This is a genomic window from Microbacterium sp. PI-1 (genome assembly GCF_004337555.1).
Taxonomy (GTDB): domain Bacteria; phylum Actinomycetota; class Actinomycetes; order Actinomycetales; family Microbacteriaceae; genus Microbacterium; species Microbacterium aurugineum.
Genome location: NZ_SJYZ01000004.1, coordinates 75,978 through 99,552, shown reverse-complemented (window position 1 = coordinate 99,552; position 23,575 = coordinate 75,978). Strand labels below are relative to the sequence as shown.

The 23,575-nt window shown below is 65.6% G+C and carries 24 protein-coding genes and 2 tRNA genes; 12 read left to right on the top strand and 14 right to left on the bottom strand.

What is annotated here, in order from left to right:
- Positions 1-31 precede the first annotated feature (31 nt).
- The 8 genes from E0W80_RS05715 to rpmH all read right to left on the bottom strand — a co-directional run bounded on the left by E0W80_RS05715 (position 32) and on the right by rpmH (position 6,322).
- Positions 32-1,003: a ParB/RepB/Spo0J family partition protein gene (locus tag E0W80_RS05715; protein WP_131491655.1), complete on the bottom strand. Its 972-nt coding sequence runs from the start codon at positions 1,001-1,003 to the stop codon at positions 32-34.
- Entirely contained in the window at positions 1,003-1,929 is a 927-nt protein-coding gene (locus tag E0W80_RS05710; protein ID WP_131491654.1) for a ParA family protein, read from the bottom strand. Before E0W80_RS05710 ends, E0W80_RS05715 begins: the two co-directional genes overlap by 1 nt.
- A 1,332-nt stretch (positions 1,930-3,261) precedes the next feature.
- On the bottom strand, positions 3,262-3,885 hold the full coding sequence (gene rsmG / locus E0W80_RS05705) for a 16S rRNA (guanine(527)-N(7))-methyltransferase RsmG (protein ID WP_131491653.1): 624 nt from the start codon (positions 3,883-3,885) through the stop codon (positions 3,262-3,264).
- Between the two features lie 33 nt (positions 3,886-3,918).
- A complete protein-coding gene (locus E0W80_RS05700) occupies positions 3,919-4,410 on the bottom strand; it encodes a R3H domain-containing nucleic acid-binding protein (protein ID WP_131491652.1) in 492 nt (163 codons plus the stop codon).
- The gene (gene yidC / locus E0W80_RS05695) at positions 4,407-5,477 is read right to left on the bottom strand and encodes a membrane protein insertase YidC (protein WP_047519766.1); all 1,071 of its coding nucleotides are present in this window, start codon (positions 5,475-5,477) and stop codon (positions 4,407-4,409) included. The genes E0W80_RS05700 and yidC overlap by 4 nt, the downstream gene beginning before the upstream one ends.
- A 3-nt stretch (positions 5,478-5,480) precedes the next feature.
- The gene (yidD, locus tag E0W80_RS05690; protein ID WP_081996891.1) at positions 5,481-5,831 is read right to left on the bottom strand and encodes a membrane protein insertion efficiency factor YidD; all 351 of its coding nucleotides are present in this window, start codon (positions 5,829-5,831) and stop codon (positions 5,481-5,483) included.
- Complete coding sequence (rnpA, locus tag E0W80_RS05685) at positions 5,828-6,178, bottom strand: ribonuclease P protein component (protein ID WP_131491651.1); 351 nt, start codon at positions 6,176-6,178, stop codon at positions 5,828-5,830. The genes yidD and rnpA overlap by 4 nt, the downstream gene beginning before the upstream one ends.
- A gap of 6 nt (positions 6,179-6,184) precedes the next feature.
- Complete coding sequence (rpmH, locus tag E0W80_RS05680; RefSeq protein WP_013584598.1) at positions 6,185-6,322, bottom strand: 50S ribosomal protein L34; 138 nt, start codon at positions 6,320-6,322, stop codon at positions 6,185-6,187.
- Positions 6,323-6,638: 316 nt separating this feature from the next.
- Here rpmH and dnaA point away from each other — a divergent pair, with 316 nt between their 5' ends.
- The 7 genes from dnaA (at position 6,639) to E0W80_RS05645 (ending at position 16,590) form a co-directional block, all read left to right on the top strand.
- Positions 6,639-8,030 carry a chromosomal replication initiator protein DnaA gene (gene dnaA / locus E0W80_RS05675; RefSeq protein WP_131491650.1) on the top strand — a complete coding sequence of 464 codons (1,392 nt, stop codon included), beginning with the start codon at positions 6,639-6,641 and terminating at the stop codon, positions 8,028-8,030.
- Between the two features lie 496 nt (positions 8,031-8,526).
- A complete protein-coding gene (gene dnaN, locus E0W80_RS05670; RefSeq protein ID WP_047519758.1) occupies positions 8,527-9,669 on the top strand; it encodes a DNA polymerase III subunit beta in 1,143 nt (380 codons plus the stop codon).
- A 52-nt stretch (positions 9,670-9,721) separates the two neighbouring features.
- Complete coding sequence (gene recF, locus E0W80_RS05665; protein ID WP_131491649.1) at positions 9,722-10,906, top strand: DNA replication/repair protein RecF; 1,185 nt, start codon at positions 9,722-9,724, stop codon at positions 10,904-10,906.
- Positions 10,899-11,402 (top strand): DciA family protein, encoded by a 504-nt coding sequence (locus E0W80_RS05660; RefSeq protein ID WP_131491648.1) that lies wholly within the window; start codon positions 10,899-10,901, stop codon positions 11,400-11,402. Before recF ends, E0W80_RS05660 begins: the two co-directional genes overlap by 8 nt.
- 118 nt (positions 11,403-11,520) lie before the next feature.
- A complete protein-coding gene (gene gyrB, locus E0W80_RS05655; protein ID WP_052193261.1) occupies positions 11,521-13,590 on the top strand; it encodes a DNA topoisomerase (ATP-hydrolyzing) subunit B in 2,070 nt (689 codons plus the stop codon).
- 43 nt (positions 13,591-13,633) lie between these two features.
- Complete coding sequence (gene gyrA / locus E0W80_RS05650) at positions 13,634-16,189, top strand: DNA gyrase subunit A (protein WP_131491647.1); 2,556 nt, start codon at positions 13,634-13,636, stop codon at positions 16,187-16,189.
- Entirely contained in the window at positions 16,186-16,590 is a 405-nt protein-coding gene (locus E0W80_RS05645; protein ID WP_047519752.1) for a DUF3566 domain-containing protein, read from the top strand. Before gyrA ends, E0W80_RS05645 begins: the two co-directional genes overlap by 4 nt.
- Positions 16,591-16,658: 68 nt before the next feature.
- On the opposite strand, the gene E0W80_RS05640 is transcribed toward E0W80_RS05645, so the two are convergent.
- Positions 16,659-17,369 (bottom strand): VIT family protein, encoded by a 711-nt coding sequence (locus tag E0W80_RS05640; protein WP_131491646.1) that lies wholly within the window; start codon positions 17,367-17,369, stop codon positions 16,659-16,661.
- 126 nt (positions 17,370-17,495) lie between these two features.
- Here E0W80_RS05640 and E0W80_RS05635 point away from each other — a divergent pair, with 126 nt between their 5' ends.
- The 5 genes from E0W80_RS05635 to E0W80_RS05615 all read left to right on the top strand — a co-directional run bounded on the left by E0W80_RS05635 (position 17,496) and on the right by E0W80_RS05615 (position 20,636).
- Positions 17,496-18,764 carry a sensor histidine kinase gene (locus tag E0W80_RS05635; protein WP_131491645.1) on the top strand — a complete coding sequence of 423 codons (1,269 nt, stop codon included), beginning with the start codon at positions 17,496-17,498 and terminating at the stop codon, positions 18,762-18,764.
- A complete protein-coding gene (locus tag E0W80_RS05630; RefSeq protein WP_131491644.1) occupies positions 18,752-19,441 on the top strand; it encodes a response regulator transcription factor in 690 nt (229 codons plus the stop codon). The genes E0W80_RS05635 and E0W80_RS05630 overlap by 13 nt, the downstream gene beginning before the upstream one ends.
- Positions 19,438-20,379 (top strand): DUF4097 family beta strand repeat-containing protein, encoded by a 942-nt coding sequence (locus tag E0W80_RS05625; RefSeq protein WP_131491643.1) that lies wholly within the window; start codon positions 19,438-19,440, stop codon positions 20,377-20,379. Before E0W80_RS05630 ends, E0W80_RS05625 begins: the two co-directional genes overlap by 4 nt.
- A gap of 85 nt (positions 20,380-20,464) precedes the next feature.
- Positions 20,465-20,538: transfer RNA gene (locus E0W80_RS05620), tRNA-Ile, on the top strand.
- 25 nt (positions 20,539-20,563) lie between these two features.
- Positions 20,564-20,636, top strand: a tRNA-Ala gene (locus E0W80_RS05615).
- A gap of 50 nt (positions 20,637-20,686) precedes the next feature.
- On the opposite strand, the gene E0W80_RS05610 is transcribed toward E0W80_RS05615, so the two are convergent.
- Genes E0W80_RS05610 through E0W80_RS05590 form a run of 5 tightly spaced genes read right to left on the bottom strand, consistent with a single transcriptional unit; the run spans position 20,687 to position 23,573 of the window.
- The gene (locus E0W80_RS05610; protein ID WP_131491642.1) at positions 20,687-21,040 is read right to left on the bottom strand and encodes a VOC family protein; all 354 of its coding nucleotides are present in this window, start codon (positions 21,038-21,040) and stop codon (positions 20,687-20,689) included.
- Between the two features lie 18 nt (positions 21,041-21,058).
- Positions 21,059-21,505: a GNAT family N-acetyltransferase gene (locus E0W80_RS05605; protein ID WP_131491641.1), complete on the bottom strand. Its 447-nt coding sequence runs from the start codon at positions 21,503-21,505 to the stop codon at positions 21,059-21,061.
- Between the two features lie 16 nt (positions 21,506-21,521).
- The gene (locus tag E0W80_RS05600) at positions 21,522-21,914 is read right to left on the bottom strand and encodes an HNH endonuclease signature motif containing protein (protein ID WP_047519740.1); all 393 of its coding nucleotides are present in this window, start codon (positions 21,912-21,914) and stop codon (positions 21,522-21,524) included.
- Between the two features lie 48 nt (positions 21,915-21,962).
- A complete protein-coding gene (locus E0W80_RS05595) occupies positions 21,963-23,087 on the bottom strand; it encodes a Xaa-Pro peptidase family protein (RefSeq protein ID WP_131491640.1) in 1,125 nt (374 codons plus the stop codon).
- A 39-nt stretch (positions 23,088-23,126) separates the two neighbouring features.
- The gene (locus tag E0W80_RS05590; RefSeq protein WP_131491639.1) at positions 23,127-23,573 is read right to left on the bottom strand and encodes a DUF1801 domain-containing protein; all 447 of its coding nucleotides are present in this window, start codon (positions 23,571-23,573) and stop codon (positions 23,127-23,129) included.
- Positions 23,574-23,575 lie beyond the last annotated feature (2 nt).

Sequence of the window (23,575 nt, the reverse complement as noted above, 5' to 3'; positions counted from 1 at the left end):
AGTCTAAGGGACCGAAACGGCCCCGGGGATGTCATCGCGCCGAGCCGTAGCCGCTTTCGCCGAGCTCCTCGAGGATCCGATTGAGGTCCTGGATGGAAGCGAAATCAATCGTGACCTGGCCTTTACGAGCGCCGAGGGCGATCTTGACCCGTGTGTTCAGTCGGTCGCCGAGTTTGCCGGCCACCTCGTCGAGATACGCGCGGCGCGCCCCCGGGGTCGCCTTCGCCGACTTGCCGGCGGCCGGCTGCGCCTTCGCCGCCTCCTCCGTCGCGCGCACCGAAAGATCTTCGTTCACGACCTTATCGGCGAGGCGCTGCATCGACTCCGGAGTCTCGAGGCTGAGGATCGCGCGGGCGTGTCCAGCCGTGAGCACTCCGGCTGCGACCCGCTGCTGCACGGGGACCGGCAGCTTGAGCAGACGGATGGTGTTGCTGATCTGCGGACGCGAGCGACCGATCCGTGTGGCGAGCTCTTCCTGGGTGATGCCGAAGTCATCGAGCAGTTGCTGGTATGCCGACGCTTCTTCCAGCGGATTCAGCTCGGAGCGGTGCAGGTTCTCCAGGAGGGCGTCGCGCAAAAGGTCTTCATCGGCGGTGTCGCGGACGATCGCGGGGATGACGTCGAGACCGGCCTCACGTGCGGCACGGGTACGCCGCTCCCCCATGATGAGCTCGTAGTCGCCTGTCGCGTTCTTGCGGACGACCACGGGCTGCAGCACACCGAACTCGCGGACGCTGTGCACGAGTTCCGCCAGGTCATCGGCATCGAAATGCGTACGCGGCTGTCGGGGGTTCGCGACGATCGAGTTCGGATCCACCTGGATCAGGTGGATTCCGGGCACCTCTTCGAGCTCAGGAGTCTCGGAATCCGGACCGATCGTCGCCTCCGTCTCCGCCGGTCGCAGACTGGATCCGGGGAAGAAGACGTCGACGGGACGCTCCGCCTGATCTGCGGTGGGGATCAGCGCCCCGATTCCCCGACCCAGCCCTGTGCGCTTCGCCATCATTTCTCCTTGCTCTGCGTCGCGATGCGCGACGCGATCTCGACGGCAGCCTCGCGGTAGGCGATCGCGCCGGCGGACTGCCCATCGTAGGCGATCACCGTCTGGCCGAAACTCGGGGCCTCCGATACTCGGACGGACCGAGGGATCACCGTCTCCAGCACCTGATCCGGGAAGTGTGTGCGCACTTCTTCCGCGACCTGCTGCGCGAGGCGCGTCCGTCCGTCGAACATGGTCAGCAGGATCGTCGAGAGGTGAAGAGCCGGGTTCAGGTGCTTCTGGATCATCTGGATGCTCCCGAGGAGCTGGCTCAGACCCTCCAGCGCGTAGTACTCGCATTGGATCGGGATGAAGACCTCGGATGCGGCCGTGAACGCATTGATGGTGAGCAGTCCGAGCGAAGGAGGGCAGTCGATGATGACGAAATCCATCGCGTTCTCGACGAGGTAGTCCTCCAGTGCTCGACGAAGGCGGTGCTCCCTCGCCACCTGGGCGACCAACTCGATCTCCGCGCCCGCCAAGTGGATGGTGCTGGGTGCGCAGAAGAGGTTGGGGTCTTCCGGGCTCGGCTGCACGATCTCCGCGAGAGGGAACTCGTCGATCAGGACGTCATAGACACTAGGGGTGTCCGCGCTATGGGGAACTCCCAGGGCCGTGGAGGCGTTTCCCTGCGGGTCGAGGTCGATGACGAGCACCTTCGCCCCCAGGCCAGCAAGCGCCGAGGCGATGTTCACTGCCGACGTGGTCTTGCCGACGCCGCCCTTCTGGTTGGAGACGGTCAGAACTCGGGTATCCCCCGTGAACTCCACCTTCGCTGCCTCAAGCGCGCGCCTCCGGGCAGAGAGGTCGGCGAGTTCCCGCGCGAGCGGTGTGTCCATCCCGAACGATTCGTTCGCCGATGTCTTCTCGGACTGTTTCACGTGAAACATCCACTCCTTTCGGGGCCGCGTTCCACTCTAATCGCACGGGGCGACGTTGGATGACGACGAGGCTCTCCCGCACTCGTCACGGCTCTTCGGAGAACGTGACGACGGTCGTTTCACGTGAAACATCGCGCGTCGACATATCCATACGAGTGCCCTCCCCAAGGGCAATCTCCGCGATGATCCTCAGCTTCACCCGCTTTTCGCGCACTGACCGTCACCCGACCAGTTCCCGTCTATGTCCGATCGAACTCCGTCTTCTCGCCCCCTCTCGCCCGAGCGCGCCGGCAGCGTCAGGATTCGGACAGTCGCACCAGTGGATGTTTCACGTGAAACGTTGTTCGGAGCAAGGCAGAAGAAGACGCCCGCCGGCGGGAAGCCGGAGGCCTGCCCGCGACGAGGATTCTCGGTGCACGCGTCACCGCGTGCGCACCGATGCGACCCGGGGATCGCACACGACGAACGCGGATACCCGAAACGCCTTCCCGAGCTGCACGGAAACGCAGCCCCAACATGCAGCGGGCGGGATACCCCTACTTCCGACCAGCCGCAAGGAAACGCACTCAGCTCCGTAAGGCACCGTTTCACGTGAAACATGGTTCCGCCAGCCGGGGACACCGCACACGGGGACAACGGAAACCTACAAGAAGACTTGGGTCGTCATGCGGCAGAAGCCAATGAGTGCATGACGGGGTGAGTCCCCCGACCGACCGCTCAATTCGGATCAGACACCCCCCACCACAGCGAGGCGAGTAACGAAGCGATGTGCGCCGGCACGATCTCCTACCGTGCGGCGATACCGAGAATATGGAGCCGATCTACCAGGAGCCGTTTCACGTGAAACATCAACGGCCAGCACCGCTCTATGGAGCTGAGCACCGACGACTCCTCGCAAGAATCGCCGCAGTCTTCGACTACCTAGTTCAGACCACGCCCGTACGGAGACGTCACGTTCCGTTCCCATTCCCTCCCCCATACGGGCGCCGACACCACAGCACCCCGGTCCGAGGGACGGGCGTCTCCGTTTCACGTGAAACATCGTTGGAAAGCAAGCACTCCGACGGTGACGCCCCAGCGGCTCGAACGCATCGAGATCGGAGCGTGGCGACGATGCACTGCGTGAAACGCCTCGCGGGGTCCACACCGACAGCTGAACGCGATACCCACATCGTCCTCCGCGACGCCACGTCGACGCCGATTCCTCAAGCGCCGATCGGTGCTCTATCCGAGAGAGCCTCCACCGACACCAGCAGCCCCAAGGCTTCGTGCCGGCGAACTCCACCGCAGACAAAGGCGGGGTGTTTCACGTGAAACACCCCGCCTTGATGTCAGGAGGAACTACCGAACGCGGGCGCGAACCACGCGGGTCGTCTCGGTGAGAACACCCTCCCCCAGCACTTCCACTCGCACGTCCGACAGACGGAACTTCTTGATCGGCTTCTGGGCAGCGTCGATCTCGTTCGCGGCGTTCATTCCCTTGAGCAACGCAAGCTCCCCACCGTCGCGCACGAGTGGGGCAGTGAGAGGGATGAGCGTACGCAAGGCACTGACGGCCCTCGCCGTGACGACATCGAAACCCTCGGCAGGATGAACATCCTCGGCACGCGCACGCTGCACCACGACATTGGTCAGTCCCAGCGCCTCCACCTGCTCGGTGAGCCACGTGACTCGACGCTCCATCGGTTCGATGAGAGTCCACTTCACATCAGGACGCGCGATCGCGAGCACAATGCCCGGGAGGCCGGCCCCGGATCCGATGTCAGCGACCGAACCGTGGAAGAGCGGAGCAGCGATCACACTGTTGAGGATGTGCCGCGTCCACAGACGCGGAAGCTCGAGCGGTCCGATCAGACCCCGCTCCTCACCCTCACGTGCGAGCGAAGCCGTGAACGCTCGAGCGAGATCGATGCGGTCCCCGAAGAGTTCCGCGGCGACCGCAGGCTCGCCTTCGATCTCAGTCATCTGCAGTTCCCGGACGATGTTTCACGTGAAACATCAACGACGACGAAGGACCGTGTGGCGGTCAGCGCCCTCACCGTACGACTCCGACACCAGGCCACGCTCGGCCGCGATATCGTGCACCAGCTTGCGCTCATAGCTCGACATCGACGGCAGCGAAGCCTGCGAGGAGCCTTCATCGAGCTTCGCGGCCGCTGCATCGACCAGTGTCTCGAGCTGCCGACGGCGCGTGTCACGCGAGCCGGCGATGTCGAGGATCAAGCGGGAGAATGACCCCGTCTTGCTCTGCACCGCGAGGCGGGTGAGCTCCTGAAGCGCCTGCACCGTGTCCGGGGCAGAGAGAAGAGCGAGGCCATCGCCCTCCGCCTCCACCGATACATACGCGCGCCCCTGACGCACGTCGAGGTTCAGGTCACCGTCGATATCCGCGATGTCGAGGAGTTCCTCGAGGTAGTCCGCGGCGACGTCGCCTTCGTTCTCGAGCTGAGCCACGGTGGGCTCGGAGCTCTCGGTCATGGTTTCACTCATGAACCGTTCCCCTTCTTCTTCGCACGCTTCTTGCCCACGGGCTGCTGACGCTTGGGCGCCTGAGCCTTCGCCTTCTCCGCCTCCTCGAGCAGACGCTGCTGCTCGGCCTCGTACGCAGCCATCGGGACGACCTTGCCGGAGGAATCGATCGCCTTGCCCTTGCGAGCGAGTCGCTCCTCACGGGCCTTGGCGGCTTCCGAGCCGGGAGTCGGCATCTCTCGGATGACGAGGAACTGCTGTCCCATGGTCCAGAGGTTGGAGATGAACCAGTACACGACCACGCCGAGCGGGAAGAACACACCGGAGAAGATGAATCCCAGCGGCAGCACGTAGAGCATGATCTTCTGCATCTGGTACGCCTGGCCGGTCTTGGCCTCCGGCGACAGGTTCTTCGAGATGATCTGCAACTGCGTGAAAAACTGCGAGGCGATCATGAGCACGACGAGCGTGACCAGGATGATGATCGCCGTGGTGTTGTTGGCGTCGACCGCGTCGCCGAGGGTCTCGTGCAGGGACGCGACCCCGAAGAGCTTGGCGTCGTAGAACTCCTTGGTGAGCTCGGGGTTGAGCAATCCCACACCGCCGAGGCTTTGCTCCGCATGCTTCTTGACATCGCTCAGCACGCTGTACAGCGAGAAGAAGATCGGCATCTGCACGAGAAGGGGCAGACAGCTCGACATCGGCGTCGTGCCGTGCTTCTTGTAGAGCGCCATCGTCTCGCGGCTCATGGCCTCACGAGAGAGCTGGTCCTTCTTGCCCTTGTACTTCTCCTGAACTTTCCGCAGTTCAGGAGCGATTTCCATCATCTTTCGCTGGCTCTTGATCTGCTTCACGAAGAGCGGGATCAGCGCAGCACGGACGACGACGACGAGGCCGACGATGGACAGTACCCAGGTCAGACCCGATGCGGACGGAAGACCGACGGTGGTCAGAAGCCAATGCCAGGCGACGAGGATCAGCTCGACGACCCACTTCAGCGGCCAGAGGATGGTGCCGAGCAGGTCGAATCCCCCCGCCGCAGGTTCGGGGCTGGGAGTCGCGCTGGCGAGCAGAAGGTCAAGACCCACCGATCAGTCCTTTCGGGAAGGGACGACGAAACCGTGTGTGGTCAAGTCGTAACGGAAGTGGTCGTGCGGCCGGACGTCATCGACGCCGCCGCTGGTCCAGGGATTGCAGCGGAGGATGCGCCACGCCGAGAGCGCCGCTCCCTTCACTGCACCATGCTGCTGCACCGCACCTACAGCGTAAGCCGAACAGCTGGGGTAGTACGCACAGACATCTCCATACATCGGGGAGATCACCTTGCGGTACGCCGTGAGGAACCCCAGCACGAGGTTCCGGGGGATCACCGGGATGGTTCGCACCAGGTCACGCGCATGCCATCGCGCCGTTCCCACAGAAGACGCCGGTAGCGCGGTCATGCCGACACCGTGGCGGGCGCGAGTCTGCTCAGGCAGCGATCGACGTCGGCGCGAAGATCCGCGAAAGTCGCGCTGGAGGACGCAGGAAGGGCACGGATGACGACATCCGTGCCCTCAGGGACGCGCGGGAGCGCCTCCGCGCACACGGCTTTGAGTCGCCGACGCACGGTGTTGCGCACCACAGCGGTGCCCACCTGCTTGCTGATGATGAATCCGAACCTCGCGGCCCTGTTCTCGCCCGTCGCCAGCACCGAGGTGATGACGCGCGCCCCACCACAACGGGATCCACGTCGAACGACCAGACGGTAGTCGCTCCCGCGGGTCAGTCGATACGGGCGGGCGAGCACAGCGGACTACGCAGAGAGCTCGGTGCGGCCCTTCGCGCGGCGTGCAGCGAGGATGCCGCGGCCGGCACGCGTGCGCATGCGGGCACGGAAGCCGTGCTTCTTGGCGCGACGACGGTTGTTGGGCTGGAAAGTGCGCTTGCTCATGGAATCACTCCGGGAATGCTGCCACCGGATTCACTTCGACCGGAGACATGGGGAACTGCCAAAAATGGCATAAGTCAACCGACTTAGGGTACGTCTTACCGGCGCGCAGAGCAAATCTGCGCGCTTCCGCGAGGGCGGCCCGGCGGGCACCGCACAGCCATTATCCACAACCGAGGCGCGCCCGGCAGGCACAACACGCGCGCGTGTTTTCAAGGGCAGGTTGCCGTTCACAGCCGGGATGACTACCGTGGCATCCTAAGTTATCCACAGGGGGCACGGCACGTCGACCCCGCCTCGATTCCTCGTCCGGAGCGTCATGACATCACCTGCCCAGCCCGACGTCCCGATCTGGACCACGGTGCAGGAGCTGCTGGCCGACGACGATCGCGTCACCCCCCAGCTGCAGGGCTTCCTCAGCCTCGCCGTCCCGGCCGGCGTCATGTCCGCGACGCTGTACCTCGAAGTCCCCAACGATCTGACCGCAGCGCAGATCAACAAGCGTCTCCGACTCCCGATCATGGAGGCCCTTTCGCACATCGGCGAAGAGGTCACGTCCTACCGCGTCGTCGTGAACCACGAACTGGCGGAGCAGCAGACGGCCCCCATCGCCGTCGGAGACTTCGGACGCACGGAGCAGAGCCGCGTCGAGTCTCCGATGGAGCAGCCCACACAGCTGCGTCACGAATCCCGGCTGAACCCGAAGTACACCTTCGACAACTTCGTCATCGGCCAGTCCAACCGATTCGCACACGCTGCGGCGGTCGCCGTGGCCGAGGCGCCGGCCAAGGCGTACAACCCGTTGTTCATCTACGGCGACTCCGGACTCGGCAAGACGCACCTCCTCCACGCGATCGGTGACTACGCGCAGTCGCTCTACGCCGGAGTCAAGGTCCGCTATGTCTCGAGCGAGGAGTTCACGAACGACTTCATCAACTCGATCGCGAACAACCGCGGTGCCGCGTTCCAGGCCAGGTACCGCGACGTCGACATCCTCCTCATCGACGACATCCAGTTCCTGCAGGGTCGCGCCGAGACCCAGGAAGCGTTCTTCCACACGTTCAACACGCTGCACGATCACAACAAGCAGGTCGTCATCACCAGTGATGTCGCGCCGAAGCACTTGACGGGCTTCGAGGATCGGATGCGGAGCCGCTTCGAGTGGGGCCTCATCACCGATGTGCAGGCACCGGACCTCGAAACCCGCATCGCGATCCTCCGCAAGAAGGCGCAGAGCGAGGCCCTCCACATCCCCGACGAGGTGCTCGAGTACATCGCGACCGTCGTCTCCTCGAACATCCGCGAGCTCGAGGGTGCACTCATCCGCGTCTCCGCGTTCGCGAGCCTGAACCGCTCTGCCCTCGACATCTCCCTCGCGCAGACCGTGCTCCGCGACATCATCGACACGGCGGAGGACAACATCATCTCGCCGACCGACATCATCACGGCCACGGCGCAGTACTTCAAGCTCACCGTGGACGATCTCTACGGTTCGAGCCGATCGCAGCAGATCGCCACGTCACGACAGATCGCCATGTATCTGTGCAGGGAGCGAACGAGCCTGTCCCTGCCGAAGATCGGTCAGCTGTTCGGCAACCGCGACCACACCACGGTCATGTACGCCTACAAGAAGATCAGTGAGCTCATGAAGGAGCGTCGCTCCATCTACAACCAGGTCACCGAGATCACGACGCAGCTCGGCCGACGCTGACACGCCGCACCTCCGAAAAAGTGGAGGACCGCACCCGAATGGATGCGGTCCTCCACTTTTTTGTGTGCCCGACAGGGATTCTGATCTCTCGATAGATGCCTCTATGCACATGTGGATAACTTGTGGATGATCGTGGATTCCATCGGGACGAATGTGAGCTGAACACCCAAACCTGTGGATAACTCGGACAACACCTCGGTTGTCCCCAGGACCGGGATCCCGCGGATTCCTCAGGGTTTCCACAACTGACAAGCGTGTAGTTCCCTACTCGCTCCTGATATCCACCGACTTATCCACAGTATCCACAGCTGTTAACACCGTTAAGGAGTTAAGTCATTCAAGGCGCGATCCGATCACCAGACGGTGGGGAGAACCGACGAACGGATGACAGGAAACCTCGGCGTAGGGATACGCAGGACTGTGGGGCTAGCATGGGAAGCCCTGCACCGGCAGGGCCGACGACGACGCGTCACAGTTCGACGACAAGGGAGCACCCGTGAGGTTTCAGGTCAACCGCGATGTCTTCAGCGAGGCTGTCTCGTTCGTCGTCAAGCTTCTGCCGCAGCGCAATCCGCAACCGATCCTCGCCGGAGTCCTGATCGAAGCGGACGGATCCAGCCTCACGCTCTCCGCCTTCGACTACGAGGCCTCCGCTCGGACGACCATCGAAGCCACGGTCGAGACCCCCGGCACGATCCTCGTCCACGGCCGTCTTCTCTCCGACATCGCCAGCCGCCTCCCGAACGCTCCGATCGAGATCGCCGTAGAGGAAGACGGTGGGATCGCCGTCACCTGCGGTTCGGCCCGATTCACACTCGCCGCCATGCCGGTCGAGGAATATCCGTCCATCCCCGAGGTGAACGGATCCTCCGGTGTCGTTCCGGCTGAGGAATTCGGCACGGCGATCGCACAGGTCGGCTTCGCCGCATCACGCGACGACGTCACTCCCGTCCTCACCGGTGTGCAGCTCGAAGTCTCCGGACACACTCTGAGCCTGGTCGCCACGGACCGCTATCGGGTATCGCTCCGCGATGTGCCGTGGGACGGCGAGTCCGTCGAGGCGACAGCGCTGGTGCCGGCACGCACCCTGCTCGAGGTCGGGAAGACCTTCGGTCACGCCGGCAACATCCAGGTGGCCTTCTCCGGCGCGGGCGATCGCGAGATCATCGCCTTCACCGCCGGCAACAAGACCGTGACCTCGCTGCTCATCAAGGGCAACTTCCCCCCGGTCCGACGCCTTTTCCCCGAGCAGACCGACCACTACGCGGTCGTCAACACGGCCGACCTCGTCGAAGCCGTCCGCCGTGTCTCGCTCGTCCTCGATCGTGCGGCGCCGCTGCGATTCACGTTCTCGAGCGACAGCGTGACCATGGATGCCTCCGGTGGAGACCACGCGCGCGCATCCGAGTCGGTCGACGCGATCCTGTCCGGCGGCGACGAGGTCACGCTCGGCCTCAACCCCCAGTACCTGATCGAGGCTCTCGGAGCGGTCAAGAGCGAGTTCGTCCGCGTGACGTTCACGTCGAGCGACAACGCCAACAAGCTCAGCCCCGTGCTGATCACGAGCCAGACCTCGGTCGACCAGGCGGGCCTCGACTCCTTCAAGTACCTGCTGCAGCCGAACCTCCTCCTTCGCTGATCCCGCACCTCGCCCCGCATTCGTTGTCAGACCTCGAAGGTAGGCTGACTCCGTGATTGTGGAGCACCTGAGCCTGGTCGATTTCCGCAACTACGCGACCGCGGAACTCACTCTCCACCGGGGGCCGAACGTGCTCGTCGGACGAAACGGGCAGGGAAAGACGAACCTGGCGGAAGCGGTCGTGTTCCTGGCCACTCTCGGTTCACATCGCGTGTCGTCCGATGCACCCATGGTGCGTGACGGGCAGGAGTTCGCGGTCATCCGGGCGCGGCTCTCGCACGGCGAGCGTCGAGTGCTCGCCGAAGTGCAGGTGAACAGGCAGGGGTCGAACAAGGCACGCATCAACGGCTCTCCGTCCAAGCCGAACGAGCTGCCTCGCTACGCGCACGTCGTCCTCTTCGCGCCGGAGGACCTGCAGATCGTCCGGGGCGACCCGTCCGCCCGCCGCCGGTTCAGCGACCAGCTCCTCATCCAGCGCACTCCACGGATGGCGGGCGTGCTCGCCGACTACGACCGTGTGCTCAAGCAGCGCAATGCCCTGCTGAAGTCGGCGCGTGCCCGCGGCATCCGGGGCGAAGGTCTGAGCACCCTCGATGTGTGGGACGACAAGCTGGTCTCACTGGGGTCCGAGATCATCACGGCTCGACAGCGGTTGGCCGTCGATCTCCAACAACCCGTCGCCGATGCGTATGAAGCGATCGCCGGTGCAGATCATCGTCCGCAGTTGGAATGGGCGCTCTCGGTCGGTGGCGGCGACCCCGAAGAGGATGAGGGCGGACCCGAAGAGGTCTCCCCCGCCGACAGGCTCAGCGATCCGAACCGCATCGCGGACCTCTTCCGGGCCTCTCTCGCGGCGAAGCGTTCCAACGAACTCGACCGCGGCCTCACACTCACCGGACCGCATCGGGACGATCTCGTGCTCCGTGTCCGCGACCTTCCGGTGAAGGGGTACGCCTCGCACGGGGAGTCCTGGTCGGTCGCGCTCGCGCTCCGGCTGGCGTCGGCGGAGCTGTTGCGCAGCGAATCCCCCGCCGGCGATCCGGTCCTGATCCTCGACGACGTGTTCGCCGAGCTCGATGCGGACCGGCGTCGACGACTCGCAGCCCTCACCGCAGGGTACGAACAGGTCGTGGTGACCGCGGCGGTGGAGGAAGATATCCCTGAGGTGCTGCACGCGCATGTGGTGCGCATCAGCGCCGGGACGATCAGCGATGAACGGGAGGCAGCCGATGACTGACGCCGCACCGACTCCCGCTGCCGATGTCCCCGAGACGGTCGGCACCTACCTGCGTCTGCGCGGTCTGCAGCCGAGCTCGAAGAGCTGGAAGCGCAAGCGTCGCATCACGACCGATGACGACAACGCGCCGTTCACACCCGGGCGGGACCCCGGGACCCTCGGCGCGGTCCTGGACAAGCTGAGCCGCGACTCGGGGTGGCAGATCACTCTGGCCAGGGAAGACCTCGTCCGTCAGTGGGCGGATCTCGCGGGCGCCGACACGGCGAAGCACTCCGAACCCGTCTCCCTGGAGCGAGGATTGCTCACCGTGAAGTGCGACTCGACGGCATGGGCGAAGAACCTGCAGTTCATGCGCGCGACGATTCTCACCGAGATCGGTCGCCGCTATCCGGAGGCCGGCGTGGAGAACCTGCGCTTCATCGGACCGGACGTCCCCTCGTGGAAATGGGGTCCCAGAGCCGTTCCAGGGCGGGGCCCGCGCGATACCTACGGGTAGGACACCACGCAAGGGGTCAGAAACGCTCAGAGGGCCACACACGGCCGTAGAGCGGTGTTTCCCCACGAAACTCCGCTAGAATGGCAGTTCGTGATATCGATGTGGAGAATGCCCTCTGATGACGCCTGAATCCCCCGCTGACGAGACGGAATCGAACATCGGGGGAACCCCCGAGGACCAGGGCACCATTGCACCCAAGGCGAAGCAGCCCGGGGAGTACGGCGCCGACTCGATCCAGATCCTCGAAGGCCTCGAAGCCGTCCGCAAGCGTCCCGGTATGTACATCGGTTCCACGGGACCGCGCGGTCTGCACCACCTCGTCTACGAGATCGTCGACAACTCGGTCGATGAGGCCCTCGCCGGATACGCCGACACGATCTTCGTGACGATGCTCGCCGACGGTGGCGTGCGTGTGGTCGACAACGGTCGAGGCATCCCGGTGGACCCGCACTCTTCCGACCCGAACAAGTCGACGGTCGAGGTCGTGCTCACGATCCTGCACGCCGGCGGAAAGTTCGGAGGGGGCGCCTACGCCGTCTCCGGTGGTCTGCACGGTGTCGGATCCTCGGTCGTGAACGCGCTCTCGACGCGCTTCGACGTCGAGGTCAAGCAGAAGGGCTTCGTCTGGCGGCACAGCTTCGCCGACGGCGGCATCCCGCAGCAGAAGCTCGAGAAGGGCGAGGCGACCGAGGAGACCGGAACCAGCATCACGTTCTGGCCGGACGCCTCGATCTTCACCGAGACGATCGAGTTCGACTACGACACGCTGCGCACACGATTCCAGCAGATGGCGTTCCTCAACAAGGGACTGCGCATCGAGCTGCGTGACGAGCGGGAGTCGTCTGCGTACGAGGTCGAGGAAGACGGCGCGACCGTCACCAAGCAGCCCGGTGACGTGTTCTACTACGAGCGCGGACTCGTCGACTACGTCGAGTACCTCAACAAGGTGCGTCACGCCGAAGTCGTGAACGACGAGATCATCGCCTTCGAATCGGAGGACACCGAGCGCAAGATCTCCCTCGAGGTCGCGATGCAGTGGACGACGTCCTACACCGAGAACGTCTTCACCTATGCGAACACGATCAACACCCACGAAGGCGGGACGCACGAGGAGGGCTTCCGGGCAGCTCTGACCACACTGGTCAACAAGTACGCCCGGGCGAACAACCTCCTCAAGGAGAAGGACGACAACCTCTCCGGTGACGACGTGCGTGAGGGACTGACCGCGGTCATCTCGATCAAGCTCGGCGAGCCGCAGTTCGAAGGTCAGACCAAGACCAAGCTCGGCAACACGGAGGCGAAGGCGTTCGTGCAGAAGGTCGTCGGCGATCAGCTCGGCGACTGGCTCGAGCGCAACCCGAACCAGGCCAAGAACGTCGTCCGCAAGGCGATCGATGCCGCGACCGCTCGTCTCGCCGCTCGCAAGGCCCGCGAAACCGCTCGCCGCAAGAGCGTTTTCGAGTCGGCGGCCATGCCGGACAAGCTCAAGGACTGCACCAGCAAGGATCCCTCCATCAGCGAGATCTTCCTCGTCGAGGGTGACTCGGCCGGTGGTTCCGCGGTGCAGGGTCGCGACCCGCACACGCAGGCGATCCTGGCGCTCCGGGGGAAGATCCTCAACGTCGAGCGTGCACGTCTCGACAAGGCGCTGGGCAACAAGGAAGTCCAGGCGATGATCCAGGCCTTCGGCACGGGGATCGGCGAAGAGTTCGACATCGAGAAGGCCCGCTATCACAAGATCGTCCTGATGGCGGATGCCGATGTCGACGGCCAGCACATCACGACTCTGCTGCTCACCCTGCTGTTCCGCTACATGCGCGGGCTCATCGAGGCCGGCTTCGTCTACCTCGCGATGCCGCCGCTCTACCGCCTGAAGTGGTCGAACTCCGCACACGAGTATGTGTTCAGCGACGCCGAGCGCGACGCCCTGCTCGCACACGGCCTCGAGAACGGCAAGCGGATCCCGAAGGATGCCGGCATCCAGCGCTACAAGGGTCTCGGTGAGATGAACCCCAAGGAGCTGTGGGAGACGACGATGGACCACACCACGCGCACCCTGCAGCAGATCACCATCGAGGACGCGGCCGCGGCCGACGAGATCTTCAGTGTGCTGATGGGCGAGGACGTCGAGTCCCGACGCAGCTTCATCCAGCGCAACGCCAAGGACGTCCGCTTCCTCGACATCTGATGCCCGCGGGCTCAGACCAGATGTGTGACAGAGAGATTGATTCATGACTGACGAAGAACGCACCGAACCGGAACACGATCACGGCAAGATCGACCAGGTCGACCTGCAGTCGGAGATGCAGCGCAGCTACCTCGACTACGCCATGGCCGTCATCGTGGGGCGCGCCCTCCCCGATGTGCGCGACGGACTCAAGCCGGTGCACCGCCGTGTGATCTACGGCATGTACGACGGAGGGTTCCGCCCGGACAAGTCGTTCTCCAAGTGCGCGCGTGTGGTCGGCGAGGTCATGGGCCAGTACCACCCGCATGGCGACTCGGCGATCTACGACGCCCTCGTGCGACTGGTTCAGCCGTGGTCCCTCCGCTACCCGCTCGCTCTCGGGCAGGGCAACTTCGGTTCCCCCGGGAACATGGGCGCCGCGGCTCCGCGATACACCGAGACGAAGATGGCTCCGCTCGCGCTCGAGATGGTGCGCGACATCGAAGAGGAGACCGTCGACTTCACCGACAACTACGACGGTCAGACGCAGGAGCCGACGGTTCTCCCCGCCCGGTTCCCGAACCTGCTCGTCAACGGTTCCGTCGGTATCGCGGTCGGCATGGCCACGAACATCCCGCCGCACAACCTGCGCGAGGTGGCGGATGCGGCGCTGTGGGCGCTGGACAACCCCGGCATCCCCCGCGAGGAGCTGCTCGACGGTCTGATCCAGCGCGTTCCCGGCCCCGACTTCCCGACCGGCGCGCAGATCCTCGGGACGAAGGGCATCCACGAGGCGTATCGGACCGGTCGCGGCTCGATCACGATGCGCGCGGTCGTCAACGTCGAGGAGATCCAGGGTCGTACCTGCCTCGTCATCACCGAGCTGCCTTATCAGGTCAACCCCGACAACGTCGCGGTCAAGATCGGCGACCTGGCCCGTGACGGCAAGATCACCGGCATCGCCGACATCCGTGACGAGTCCTCGGACCGCACGGGTCAGCGTCTGGTCGTCGTGCTCAAGCGCGACGCCGTCGCGAAGGTCGTGCTCAACAACCTGTACAAGCACACGCAGCTGCAGGAGAACTTCGGCGCGAACATGCTCGCGATCGTGGACGGTGTGCCGCGCACGCTCGCGATCGACGGGTTCATCACGCACTGGATCTCCCACCAGATCGATGTGATCGTGCGACGCACAGAGTTCCGGCTGCGCGAGGCCGAGAAACGGATGCACATCCTGCGCGGATATCTGAAGGCGCTCGACGCGCTCGACGAGGTCATCGCGCTCATCCGACGGTCGCAGACCACGGCGGATGCGAACGAGGGTCTCCAGAAGCTCCTCGACATCGACGAGATCCAGGCCGATGCGATCCTGCAGATGCAGCTGCGTCGCCTCGCAGCTCTCGAGCGTCAGCGGATCATCGATCAGGCGAACGAGCTCGAGGCCCAGATCGCGGACTACAAGGCGATCCTCGCCGACGAGGGTCGTCAGCGTGTGATCATCCGCGAAGAGCTGACCGGCATCGTCGACCGCTTCGGTGACGAGCGTCGCACGCACATCCTGCACGGCTTCGACGGCGATGTGTCGATGGAAGACCTCATCGCCGAAGAAGAGATGGTGGTGACCGTCACGCGCGAGGGCTACATCAAGCGCACGCGCAGTGACAACTACCGCTCCCAGCACCGTGGCGGCAAGGGCGTCAAGGGCGCTCAGTTGCGGGCGAACGACATCGTCGAGCACTTCTTCGTGACGACCACGCACCACTGGCTGCTGTTCTTCACCGACAAGGGCCGGGTCTACCGCGCGAAGACCTACGAGGTGCCGGAGGCCGGACGCGACGCCAAGGGCATGCACGTCGCGAACCTCCTCGCACTTCAGCCCGATGAGAGCATCGCCCAGGTGCTCGACATCCGTGACTACGGGGTGGCGGACTACCTCGTGCTCGCCACACGGGAGGGCCTCGTCAAGAAGACCCGGCTCGACACGTACGACACCAACCGCCAGGGCGGCGTCATCGCGATCCGTCTGAACGAGGAGGACGAGCTGGTCAGCGCGCTCCTCGTGAACGCGGAGGACGACATCCTCCTCATCAGCCGGCACGGGATGTCGGTGCGCTTCGAGGCGACCGATGAGGCGCTGCGTCCGATGGGTCGCGCGACGGCCGGTGTTCGGGGCATGAAGTTCAAGATCGACGACGACTCCCTGCTCTCGGCCTCCGTCGCCGCCCCGGGGAAGTTCGTCTTCGTCGTCACCGACGGCGGCTACGCGAAGCGCACCGCGATCGAGGAATACCGGGTCCAGGGACGCGGCGGGACAGGCATCAAGGTCGCCAAGTTGAACGACGATCGGGGCACTCTCGCGGGCGGTCTGATCGTCGCAGAGGACGACGAGGTCTTGGTGGTTCTGTCCAGCGGCAAGGTGGTACGCTCTGCCGTGGCCGAGGTCCCCGCCAAGGGTCGCGACACCATGGGAGTGGTGTTCGCCCGGACGACGGAGGCCGATCGCATCCTCGCCATCGCCCGTAACGGTGAGCGTGGCCTCGCCGAAGAAGAGGCCGAAGCGGAGGATGCCGAGATCCAGGCACCTGAGACGACAGAAACCCCCGAGGATACAGACGCATGAGTACAGTGGCCGACAAGCTGGCGAAGAAGTCGACACGCAAGACAGGCGGCAAGCAGGTCCGGCTTCGTCTGGTCTACGTCGACTTCTGGTCGGCGGTGAAGCTGTCGTTCCTCGGAGCCGTGGCCCTCGCGGTCGTCACGATGGTGTCGTTCTTCCTCATCTTCCTGGTGCTCCAGGCGACGAACGTCATGACGACGGCCGAGAGCTTCCTGGTCGGCATCACCGACAACGCTTTCGTGCTGTCCGAGGTCGTCGGACTGCCGCAGGTCATGGCCTTCGCGGCGGTCGTCGCCATCCTGAATCTCATCGTCTTCACGGTGCTCGGCGCCGTGGTCGCCGGCATCTACAACCTCGCCGTGAAGGTGACGGGCGGATTGCTCGTCGGGTTCATGTCGAACTGATCCCTCACACGGACACACGAAGGGCGGATGCTGCGGCATCCGCCCTTCGTCGTTCCCTCGAGCGGTTGCTACACGACGCCGGTGGTGCCGAGCAGTGTGCCGATGAGCCATGTGGCGGCGAGGGCGAGTGCTCCGCCGAGCACCAGCCGGATCGATGCGCGCACCGGCGCGGATCCTCCGATCCTGGCTGAGACGGTTCCGGTCACGGCCAGAGCAAGGAGGACCGCGACGAAGGTCACCGGCACCCGCCATTCCGGGGGCGGGAGGAGGATGGCCAGCAAGGGCAGGAGTGCACCGAGAGTGAAGGCGATCGCCGAGGACATCGCCGCATGCCACGGATTCACGAGGTCGTCCTGGTCGATGCCGAGCTCGACCTCCAGGTGAGCGGCGAGGGCGTCGTGCGCGGTGAGCTCTACCGCCACCTGACGTGCCGTCTCGTCGGAGAGCCCGCGGTCGCGGTAGAGCTGGGTGAGCTCGTCGAGCTCCACCGCAGGCATCGTGCGCAGCTCTTCGCGCTCCTTCGCGATCAGTGCGCGCTCACTGTCGCGCTGGCTGCTCACCGACACGTACTCCCCGAGGGCCATGGAGATCGCTCCGCCGACGAGGCCGGCGATGCCCGCGGTGAGGAGCGCGGCGTTGTCGGTCGTGGCGCCGGCCACTCCGACGACCAGGGAGGCGACGGAGACGATGCCGTCGTTGGCGCCCAGCACCCCCGCGCGCAGCCAGTTCAGTCGCTGGCCGAGACCGGCGCCGTGCGGTTCTGCTTCGTGCATCGTCATGCCTCCAGTGAAGCAGGAAGGAGGCTCGGGACACAGGAGATCCGGAGCGCGCGTTCCGGAAAACCCGAAACAGAGTGTCCGGGTGACTCGGTGCCGCGCGCAACGGCCCCGCCGTACCTTGGAAGCATGACCACTCAGACTGCGACCCCGGCTCCCGCAACCGCGGTGAAGCCGCCGTTGCGCATCTTCCTCACGATCCTGCATCTGGCAGGCGTCGGCGTCCTCGGCGGCGTCATATTCGGCATGCTCGGCGGCCTTCTCGGCACCGGCATCGGCCTCCTCTTCGCCGCCGGCATCGGCGTCGTCCTCTTGGTCGGACTCGTCTACGCCCTTTACGGACTCGGCTGGTTCGAAGTCGCTCGTGTCGGCGCCCTCTACCGCACGCCGATCGCGCCGCTGCGCGTACAGCCGCGTGATCGTCCCGGATTCGGCGGGTGGTTGCGGTCCCTCGGACGGCAGGCCATCGACGGCCGGATGTGGCGGGCAGTGGCGAACTTCGCCATCTCCGCCGTGCTCGGTTTCGTCGTCCTCCGACTGTTCTGGGGACTGGTGTGGTCGATCATCATCTCGTTCGCCCCGCTCACGGCCGCGGACTCCGTGATCGGACCGTTCGGTGGCGGGGGGATCCCCGTGGCCTGGGCTCCGCTGATCGGCGTCCTCGGCCTCGCCGCCTGCGTCGTCGGGATGATCGGGCTGGCACTGCTGCACCGAACCCTCTCCCTCGCGATCGTGATCCGCAGCAAGGAGACCGAGCTCACCGAGCGTGTCCGCACGTCGACCGCCCAGCGTGAGGGTGCGGTGCGCGCCGCCGATGTGGAGCGCACCCGGATCGAGCGCGATCTGCACGACGGGGTACAGCCGCGTCTGGTCTCGGTCGGGATGACGCTTGGACTCGCCCAGCAGAAGATCGACAACGATCCGGAGGCCGCCAAGGAGCTGATCAACGAGGCTCACACCTCGACCAAGGCGGCGATCACCGAACTCCGCCAACTCGCTCGCGGCATTCACGCGTCGGTGCTCGATGACCGTGGTCTCGACGCCGCCCTTTCTGCTCTGGCCGGGAGGTCGCACATTCCCGTGCACCTCGATGTCCGGATGGACGGCCGGTGCAGTCGCGAGGCCGAGGCCGCCGTGTACTTCTCGATCGCGGAGTCCCTGACCAACGCTGCCAAGCACTCGCGGGCCAGTGAAGCCCGGGTGACTGTGCGCGTGCGTGAGGGCAACACCCTCTGGGCCCGCGTGGAGGACAACGGCATCGGAGGCGCTCAGGTACAGCCCGGTGGGGGTCTGGACGGCATCGCCAACCGCATCCTCGCCGCGGGAGGGACCTTCCGCCTCGACAGTCCGCAGGGCGGACCGACCAGCCTGGAGGTGAACGTACCGTGCGCATCCTGATCTGCGAGGATTCGGTCCTGCTGAGAGAAGGCCTCGTTCGCCTGTTGGAGGACGCAGGGCATGAGGTGGTCGCCGCTCTCGCCGACACGGTGGAGCTCGAGCAGACGGTGGCCGATAGTGCACCGGATCTCTGCATCCTCGACGTGCGGTTGCCTCCGACCTTCACCGACGAGGGCATCCGCGCCGCGCTCGGTCTGCGGGCCTCGCGTCCGTCCCTCGCAATCCTCGTCCTCTCGCAGTACGTCGAGGAGCGATACGCCTCGGATCTGATCGCGGCGCAGGGCGGTCCGCTCGGATACCTGCTCAAGGACAGGGTCGCCGATGTCGAGGAGTTCCTCGGTTCGGTGCAGCGCATCTCGGAGGGCGCGACCGTTCTCGACCCCGAGGTCGTCGCTCAGCTCCTCACGCGCCGCAATCGCGACGACAAGATGATGCGACTCACCGAGCGGGAACGCACCGTGCTCGCGCTGATCGCCGAGGGGAAGTCGAACCAGGCGATCGCCGGTCTGCTGTTCCTCTCGGAGGCCAGCGTCGAGAAGCACATCACCTCCATCTTCCAGAAACTGGGCTTCGACCCGGACGAGTCCGGCAATCGCCGCGTGCTCGCCGCGCTTGCCCACATCGAGAACACGGGCGGCCCGACGCCGCCGACCGGCCAGACAGGAGTGGCACGATGACCACCGACAACAACGGCTTCCCGGGCGAGCACACCCCGCTCACCCCGCCGCCCGCTTCCCCGCCCGCCTCTCCGGCGCCGCCATCGGCGGCGCCGGGTGCACCGACACCTCCGCCGCCCAGCCCGACGGGAGGGCGTTCGTCCGGAGCCACGGCCGTCCTGGTCGTGACAGCGGTGGTGGGCGGGATCGCCCTTCTCGGAACCGGCGGCACAGCGGTTGCCGCTGCGGCGGGTTCCGTCATCTCGGCGAGCCGGCCGGATTCCGTGCAGACCGCGAACGCACAAGGCATCGAGGGCATCGACCTGGATGCGGATGCCAGCAGCATGCGCGTCGAGTTCGGCGACGTGGATCAGGCGGAGCTGGCGATCACCAACGGGCGAGGACCCGCGTGGACGTTCGAACGTGACGGCGACGAACTGATCGTCCGGAGTCCGGACAACGTGTTCGGGTGGTGGTTCGGCAGTTGGTTCGGGGACGAGCAGATCGCCGTGCTCACGCTGCCGGAGAGCTTGCGGGACGCGGAGCTCGATGCCGACCTCACACTGGATGCCGGCAGCCTCGACGTGGACGGCGACTTCGGGGTGCTCGACGCCACCGTGAGCGCCGGCGCGCTCGACGTCACCGGGTCCGCCACAGAACTCGACGTGCAGATGAGCGCCGGTCGCGCCGACATCCTCCTCGATGGCGTGACCGTGGCCGATCTGGGTGTGTCCGCGGGTGACCTCACGGTCGAGCTGACCGGTACACCGCCGTCGCAGACCACGATCGATGTCAGTGCCGGATCGCTCGATCTGACCCTGCCCGATGTCGAGTACGCCGTGAGCCAGGACATCAGTGCCGGCACCCTCAACTCGAAGGTGCAGGAGGCGTCGAGTGCGCGGCGGACCATCGAGGTATCGCTCTCCGCGGGCACGGCGACGATCCGCCCGGGTCGCTGAACCGGGTCGAGGGCGAGGACACTCCCGGGTCGTCGCCCTCGATTCGGAAATTCCGTCTTTCTCCGGTAAAGTCTTGGAGGTTGACGGGGCTATAGCTCAGGCGGTTAGAGCGCTTCACTGATAATGAAGAGGTCCCAGGTTCAAGTCCTGGTAGCCCCACTCCTCAACTCAAGAAATCCCTCACGGGGCCTTAGCTCAGTTGGTAGAGCGCCTGCTTTGCAAGCAGGATGTCAGGAGTTCGAATCTCCTAGGCTCCACCGGAAGATGAAGCCCTCGGTGCGTACCGGGGGCTTCTCTCTTTTCGCGGTCACTCGCGATCGGTGTGCATCCCGACGTTGATGACGCGACCATCGGAGTCGCGGTAGAAGAAACGCGTGACACCCCAGGGCTCGTCGGTGAGTGGATGCACGATCTCCAGGCCCGCCGCTTCCGCGCGGGCGAAGGCCGCCGTGACGTCGTCGACGAAGACGGAGACATCGGGATTCACCGGTGCCGAGGCGTCGCGGGTGATCAGGCTGAGCTGGTGCCCCTCCTCGTCGCCGAGCGTCACGATCCAGCCGTGGTCCATCAGCACCCGCAGCCCGAGCACCGCCGAATGCTCGGCGACCGCGGAACGGAGATCGGTCACGGTGAGATCAGGGACCACTCTTTCGACGCGCATGCCCCCATCATCCCCGCGTCAGGCGAGATCGATCTGGTAATGGATCATCCCCGACCGGAAGGCGACACGATCGTAGAGGCCACGTGCGGTGGTGTTCGACTCGGCGGTGAGCCAGTAGACCTTCGCGGATCCGTGCTGCTCAGCCCACGCTCGCACGTGCGCGATCAGTGCCCGCCCGACACCGCCACCGCGGACGCCGGGTGCCACGAACAGGTCTTCGAGGTAGCAGTAGTCCGTGGTCGTCCACGTCGCGGCATGCGTCAACCAGTGCACGATGCCCACGGCCGTACCCGTCTCGTCGCGGGCGATGGCCCCCTGGATACCGCCATCAGGGTCGACCAGTCGCTCGAAGGTGGAAGCGGTGATCGTCTCGTCGAGGTCGGTCTCATAGAAAGCGAGGTACCCCCGCCAGAGGGCGAGCCACTCGGGCTGGTCCGCGGCGGTGAGGGGCGCGATCGTCGTCATGAATCGAGACTAGTGACTAGGGGAGGGCGGTGCCGTCCGGGGAGGGCCGCAAGGCGCGCAGGATGGTGGCATGACGGACGAGGAACGTCCGCTCATCGAGCTTCTTCCGCCGCAGCCACCCGGTCACCTCGTCATTGTGCTTGCTGGCATTGCAGGACGCGCACGCCGGGACCACGTTCTCGAGGGTGTAGCGACCGCCGCGCGACACGGGCTGGATGCAGTCGCGCTGCAGAGCTGCGCCGTCACCGCCGCAGTAGGCGCATCCGCCCCAGGCCTCCATGAGGTCGTACCACTGCTCGTCGGTGAGGTCGTTGTCGACGCGGGCGAGTCGATTCTGGCGGCGTTTCGCGTACCGTGCTCGGGTCGCCGGAGATGCGGTGGCGGAAGAAACCTTGCGGCGGCGACGCATGCGCCGATCGTATCGCGGGAAGTGCTCGCGCTCGGTCAGCGCGTGAGATCAGCGGAGGCCGACCGCGGTGAGACCGTGCGGCGCGACGTTGAGCCGCTCTCCACCGTCCGCCGTGACGACGACGATGTCCTCGATGCGGGCACCCCACTCGCCGGCGAAGTAGATGCCGGGCTCGATGCTGAATGCCATGCCTTCGCGGAGGACCAGGTCGTTGCCCGGAGCGATGTACGGCTCCTCGTGCACCGAGACGCCGATGCCGTGGCCGGTGCGATGCAGGAACGCCTCCCCCAGACCCGCGTCGGTGAGCACGCTCCGGGCGGCGGCATCCACCTCGGCCGCGGTGGCACCGGGACGCACGGCGTCGACCGCTGCCTGCTGCGCCCGCACGAGCACCGCGATCCGTTCGGCGGCTGCGGGGGCGGGAGTCCCCACCACGTAGGTCCGTGTGCTGTCCGAGTTGTATCCGCTCGGGACCGCACCGCCGATGTCGACCACGACGATGTCGCCCTCCTCGATCACCCGATCCGACACCTCGTGGTGCGGGTCGGCGCCGTTCGGACCCGACCCGACGATCACGAACTCGACCGTGCGATGGCCCTCCGTGACGATGGCCTCGGCGATGTCGGCTGCCACTTCGCGCTCGGTGCGTCCTGCCCGAAGCCACTCGTGCACCCGTTGATGCACAGCGTCGATGGCTTCTCCGGCCCGGCGCAGTTCGGCGATCTCCTCGGCGTCCTTGATCATCCGCCCTTCGCGCAGCACCGGAGTCGCGAGCTCGAGGCGCACCCCGAGACGATCCCCGATCGGGAGGACGTGCAGCGCGGGGAGGGCATCGGAGACACCCACACGGGCGGCGTCGCCCACCGCCGAAGTCACCAGCGCATACGGGTCTTCTCCATCGACCCAGTCGGCGACCGCGAGACCCAGCTCGCCGACGGCCGTGCTGCGCACCTTTGCGAGTTCCATGCGCGGCACCACGACCGTCGGCGTCGCGCCGGGGCCGATCACGAGGGCCGTCAGCCGTTCGATCGTGTCGCCCTCCACTCCCACCAGATATTGCAGATCCGGCCCGGGACCGACCACGATGGCGTCGAGCCCCGCGTCGGCGGCGAGGGAAGCGGCGCGGCTGAGCCGGGCGGAGTAGACGGAGGCGGGGAACGGGAGTGTGCTCACGACATCCACGCTACTGCGCGGTCCCCGCCGGGTCGACGGTCAGCTGATCGCGACGCGGATGCGTTCCGCGAGGAACTCCAGATCGGCGTCGGTGAGTGCGGTCACGGCGTACGCGGTCGGCCAGACCGTGCCGTCGTCGAGGTTCGAGATCGGTTCGAAGCCGAAGGTGCCGTAGCGCACCTTGAACTTGCTCGCGGGCTGGAAGAAGCAGAGCACCTTCCCGTCACGACCCCACGCCGGCATCCCGTAGTACGTGCGCGGCACCAGCTCCGGGGCGACCTCCGACACGAGGGCATGCAGCTTCTTCGCCAGAGCCTGGTCCTCGGCGGTGAGCTTCTCGATGGCCTCCGTGATGTCGGCCTCCCCTGCTGCCCGCAGCTCTTCCGGTGACTTCTTCGCGCGGGAACGCCGGCTGCGGGCCTCCTTCGCGGCGGCCTGCATCGCCTCGCGTTCTTCGGCGCTGAAGTTCTTCTCTTTCTCGGCCATCT

Coding starts and splice junctions, on each gene's coding strand:
- rpmH (WP_013584598.1), bottom strand. CDS start 6,322: ATGAGCAAGCGCACTTTCCAGCCCAACAACCGTCGTCGCGCCAAGAAG.
- E0W80_RS05640 (WP_131491646.1), bottom strand. CDS start 17,369: ATGACGATGCACGAAGCAGAACCGCACGGCGCCGGTCTCGGCCAGCGA.
- rsmG (WP_131491653.1), bottom strand. CDS start 3,885: ATGACTGAGATCGAAGGCGAGCCTGCGGTCGCCGCGGAACTCTTCGGG.
- gyrA (WP_131491647.1), top strand. CDS start 13,634: ATGACTGACGAAGAACGCACCGAACCGGAACACGATCACGGCAAGATC.
- E0W80_RS05700 (WP_131491652.1), bottom strand. CDS start 4,410: ATGAGTGAAACCATGACCGAGAGCTCCGAGCCCACCGTGGCTCAGCTC.
- E0W80_RS05715 (WP_131491655.1), bottom strand. CDS start 1,003: ATGGCGAAGCGCACAGGGCTGGGTCGGGGAATCGGGGCGCTGATCCCC.
- E0W80_RS05600 (WP_047519740.1), bottom strand. CDS start 21,914: ATGCGTCGCCGCCGCAAGGTTTCTTCCGCCACCGCATCTCCGGCGACC.
- dnaA (WP_131491650.1), top strand. CDS start 6,639: ATGACATCACCTGCCCAGCCCGACGTCCCGATCTGGACCACGGTGCAG.
- E0W80_RS05710 (WP_131491654.1), bottom strand. CDS start 1,929: ATGTTTCACGTGAAACAGTCCGAGAAGACATCGGCGAACGAATCGTTC.
- yidD (WP_081996891.1), bottom strand. CDS start 5,831: ATGACCGCGCTACCGGCGTCTTCTGTGGGAACGGCGCGATGGCATGCG.
- gyrB (WP_052193261.1), top strand. CDS start 11,521: ATGACGCCTGAATCCCCCGCTGACGAGACGGAATCGAACATCGGGGGA.
- E0W80_RS05590 (WP_131491639.1), bottom strand. CDS start 23,573: ATGGCCGAGAAAGAGAAGAACTTCAGCGCCGAAGAACGCGAGGCGATG.
- E0W80_RS05635 (WP_131491645.1), top strand. CDS start 17,496: ATGACCACTCAGACTGCGACCCCGGCTCCCGCAACCGCGGTGAAGCCG.
- E0W80_RS05605 (WP_131491641.1), bottom strand. CDS start 21,505: ATGACGACGATCGCGCCCCTCACCGCCGCGGACCAGCCCGAGTGGCTC.
- E0W80_RS05660 (WP_131491648.1), top strand. CDS start 10,899: ATGACTGACGCCGCACCGACTCCCGCTGCCGATGTCCCCGAGACGGTC.
- E0W80_RS05610 (WP_131491642.1), bottom strand. CDS start 21,040: ATGCGCGTCGAAAGAGTGGTCCCTGATCTCACCGTGACCGATCTCCGT.
- E0W80_RS05645 (WP_047519752.1), top strand. CDS start 16,186: ATGAGTACAGTGGCCGACAAGCTGGCGAAGAAGTCGACACGCAAGACA.
- E0W80_RS05625 (WP_131491643.1), top strand. CDS start 19,438: ATGACCACCGACAACAACGGCTTCCCGGGCGAGCACACCCCGCTCACC.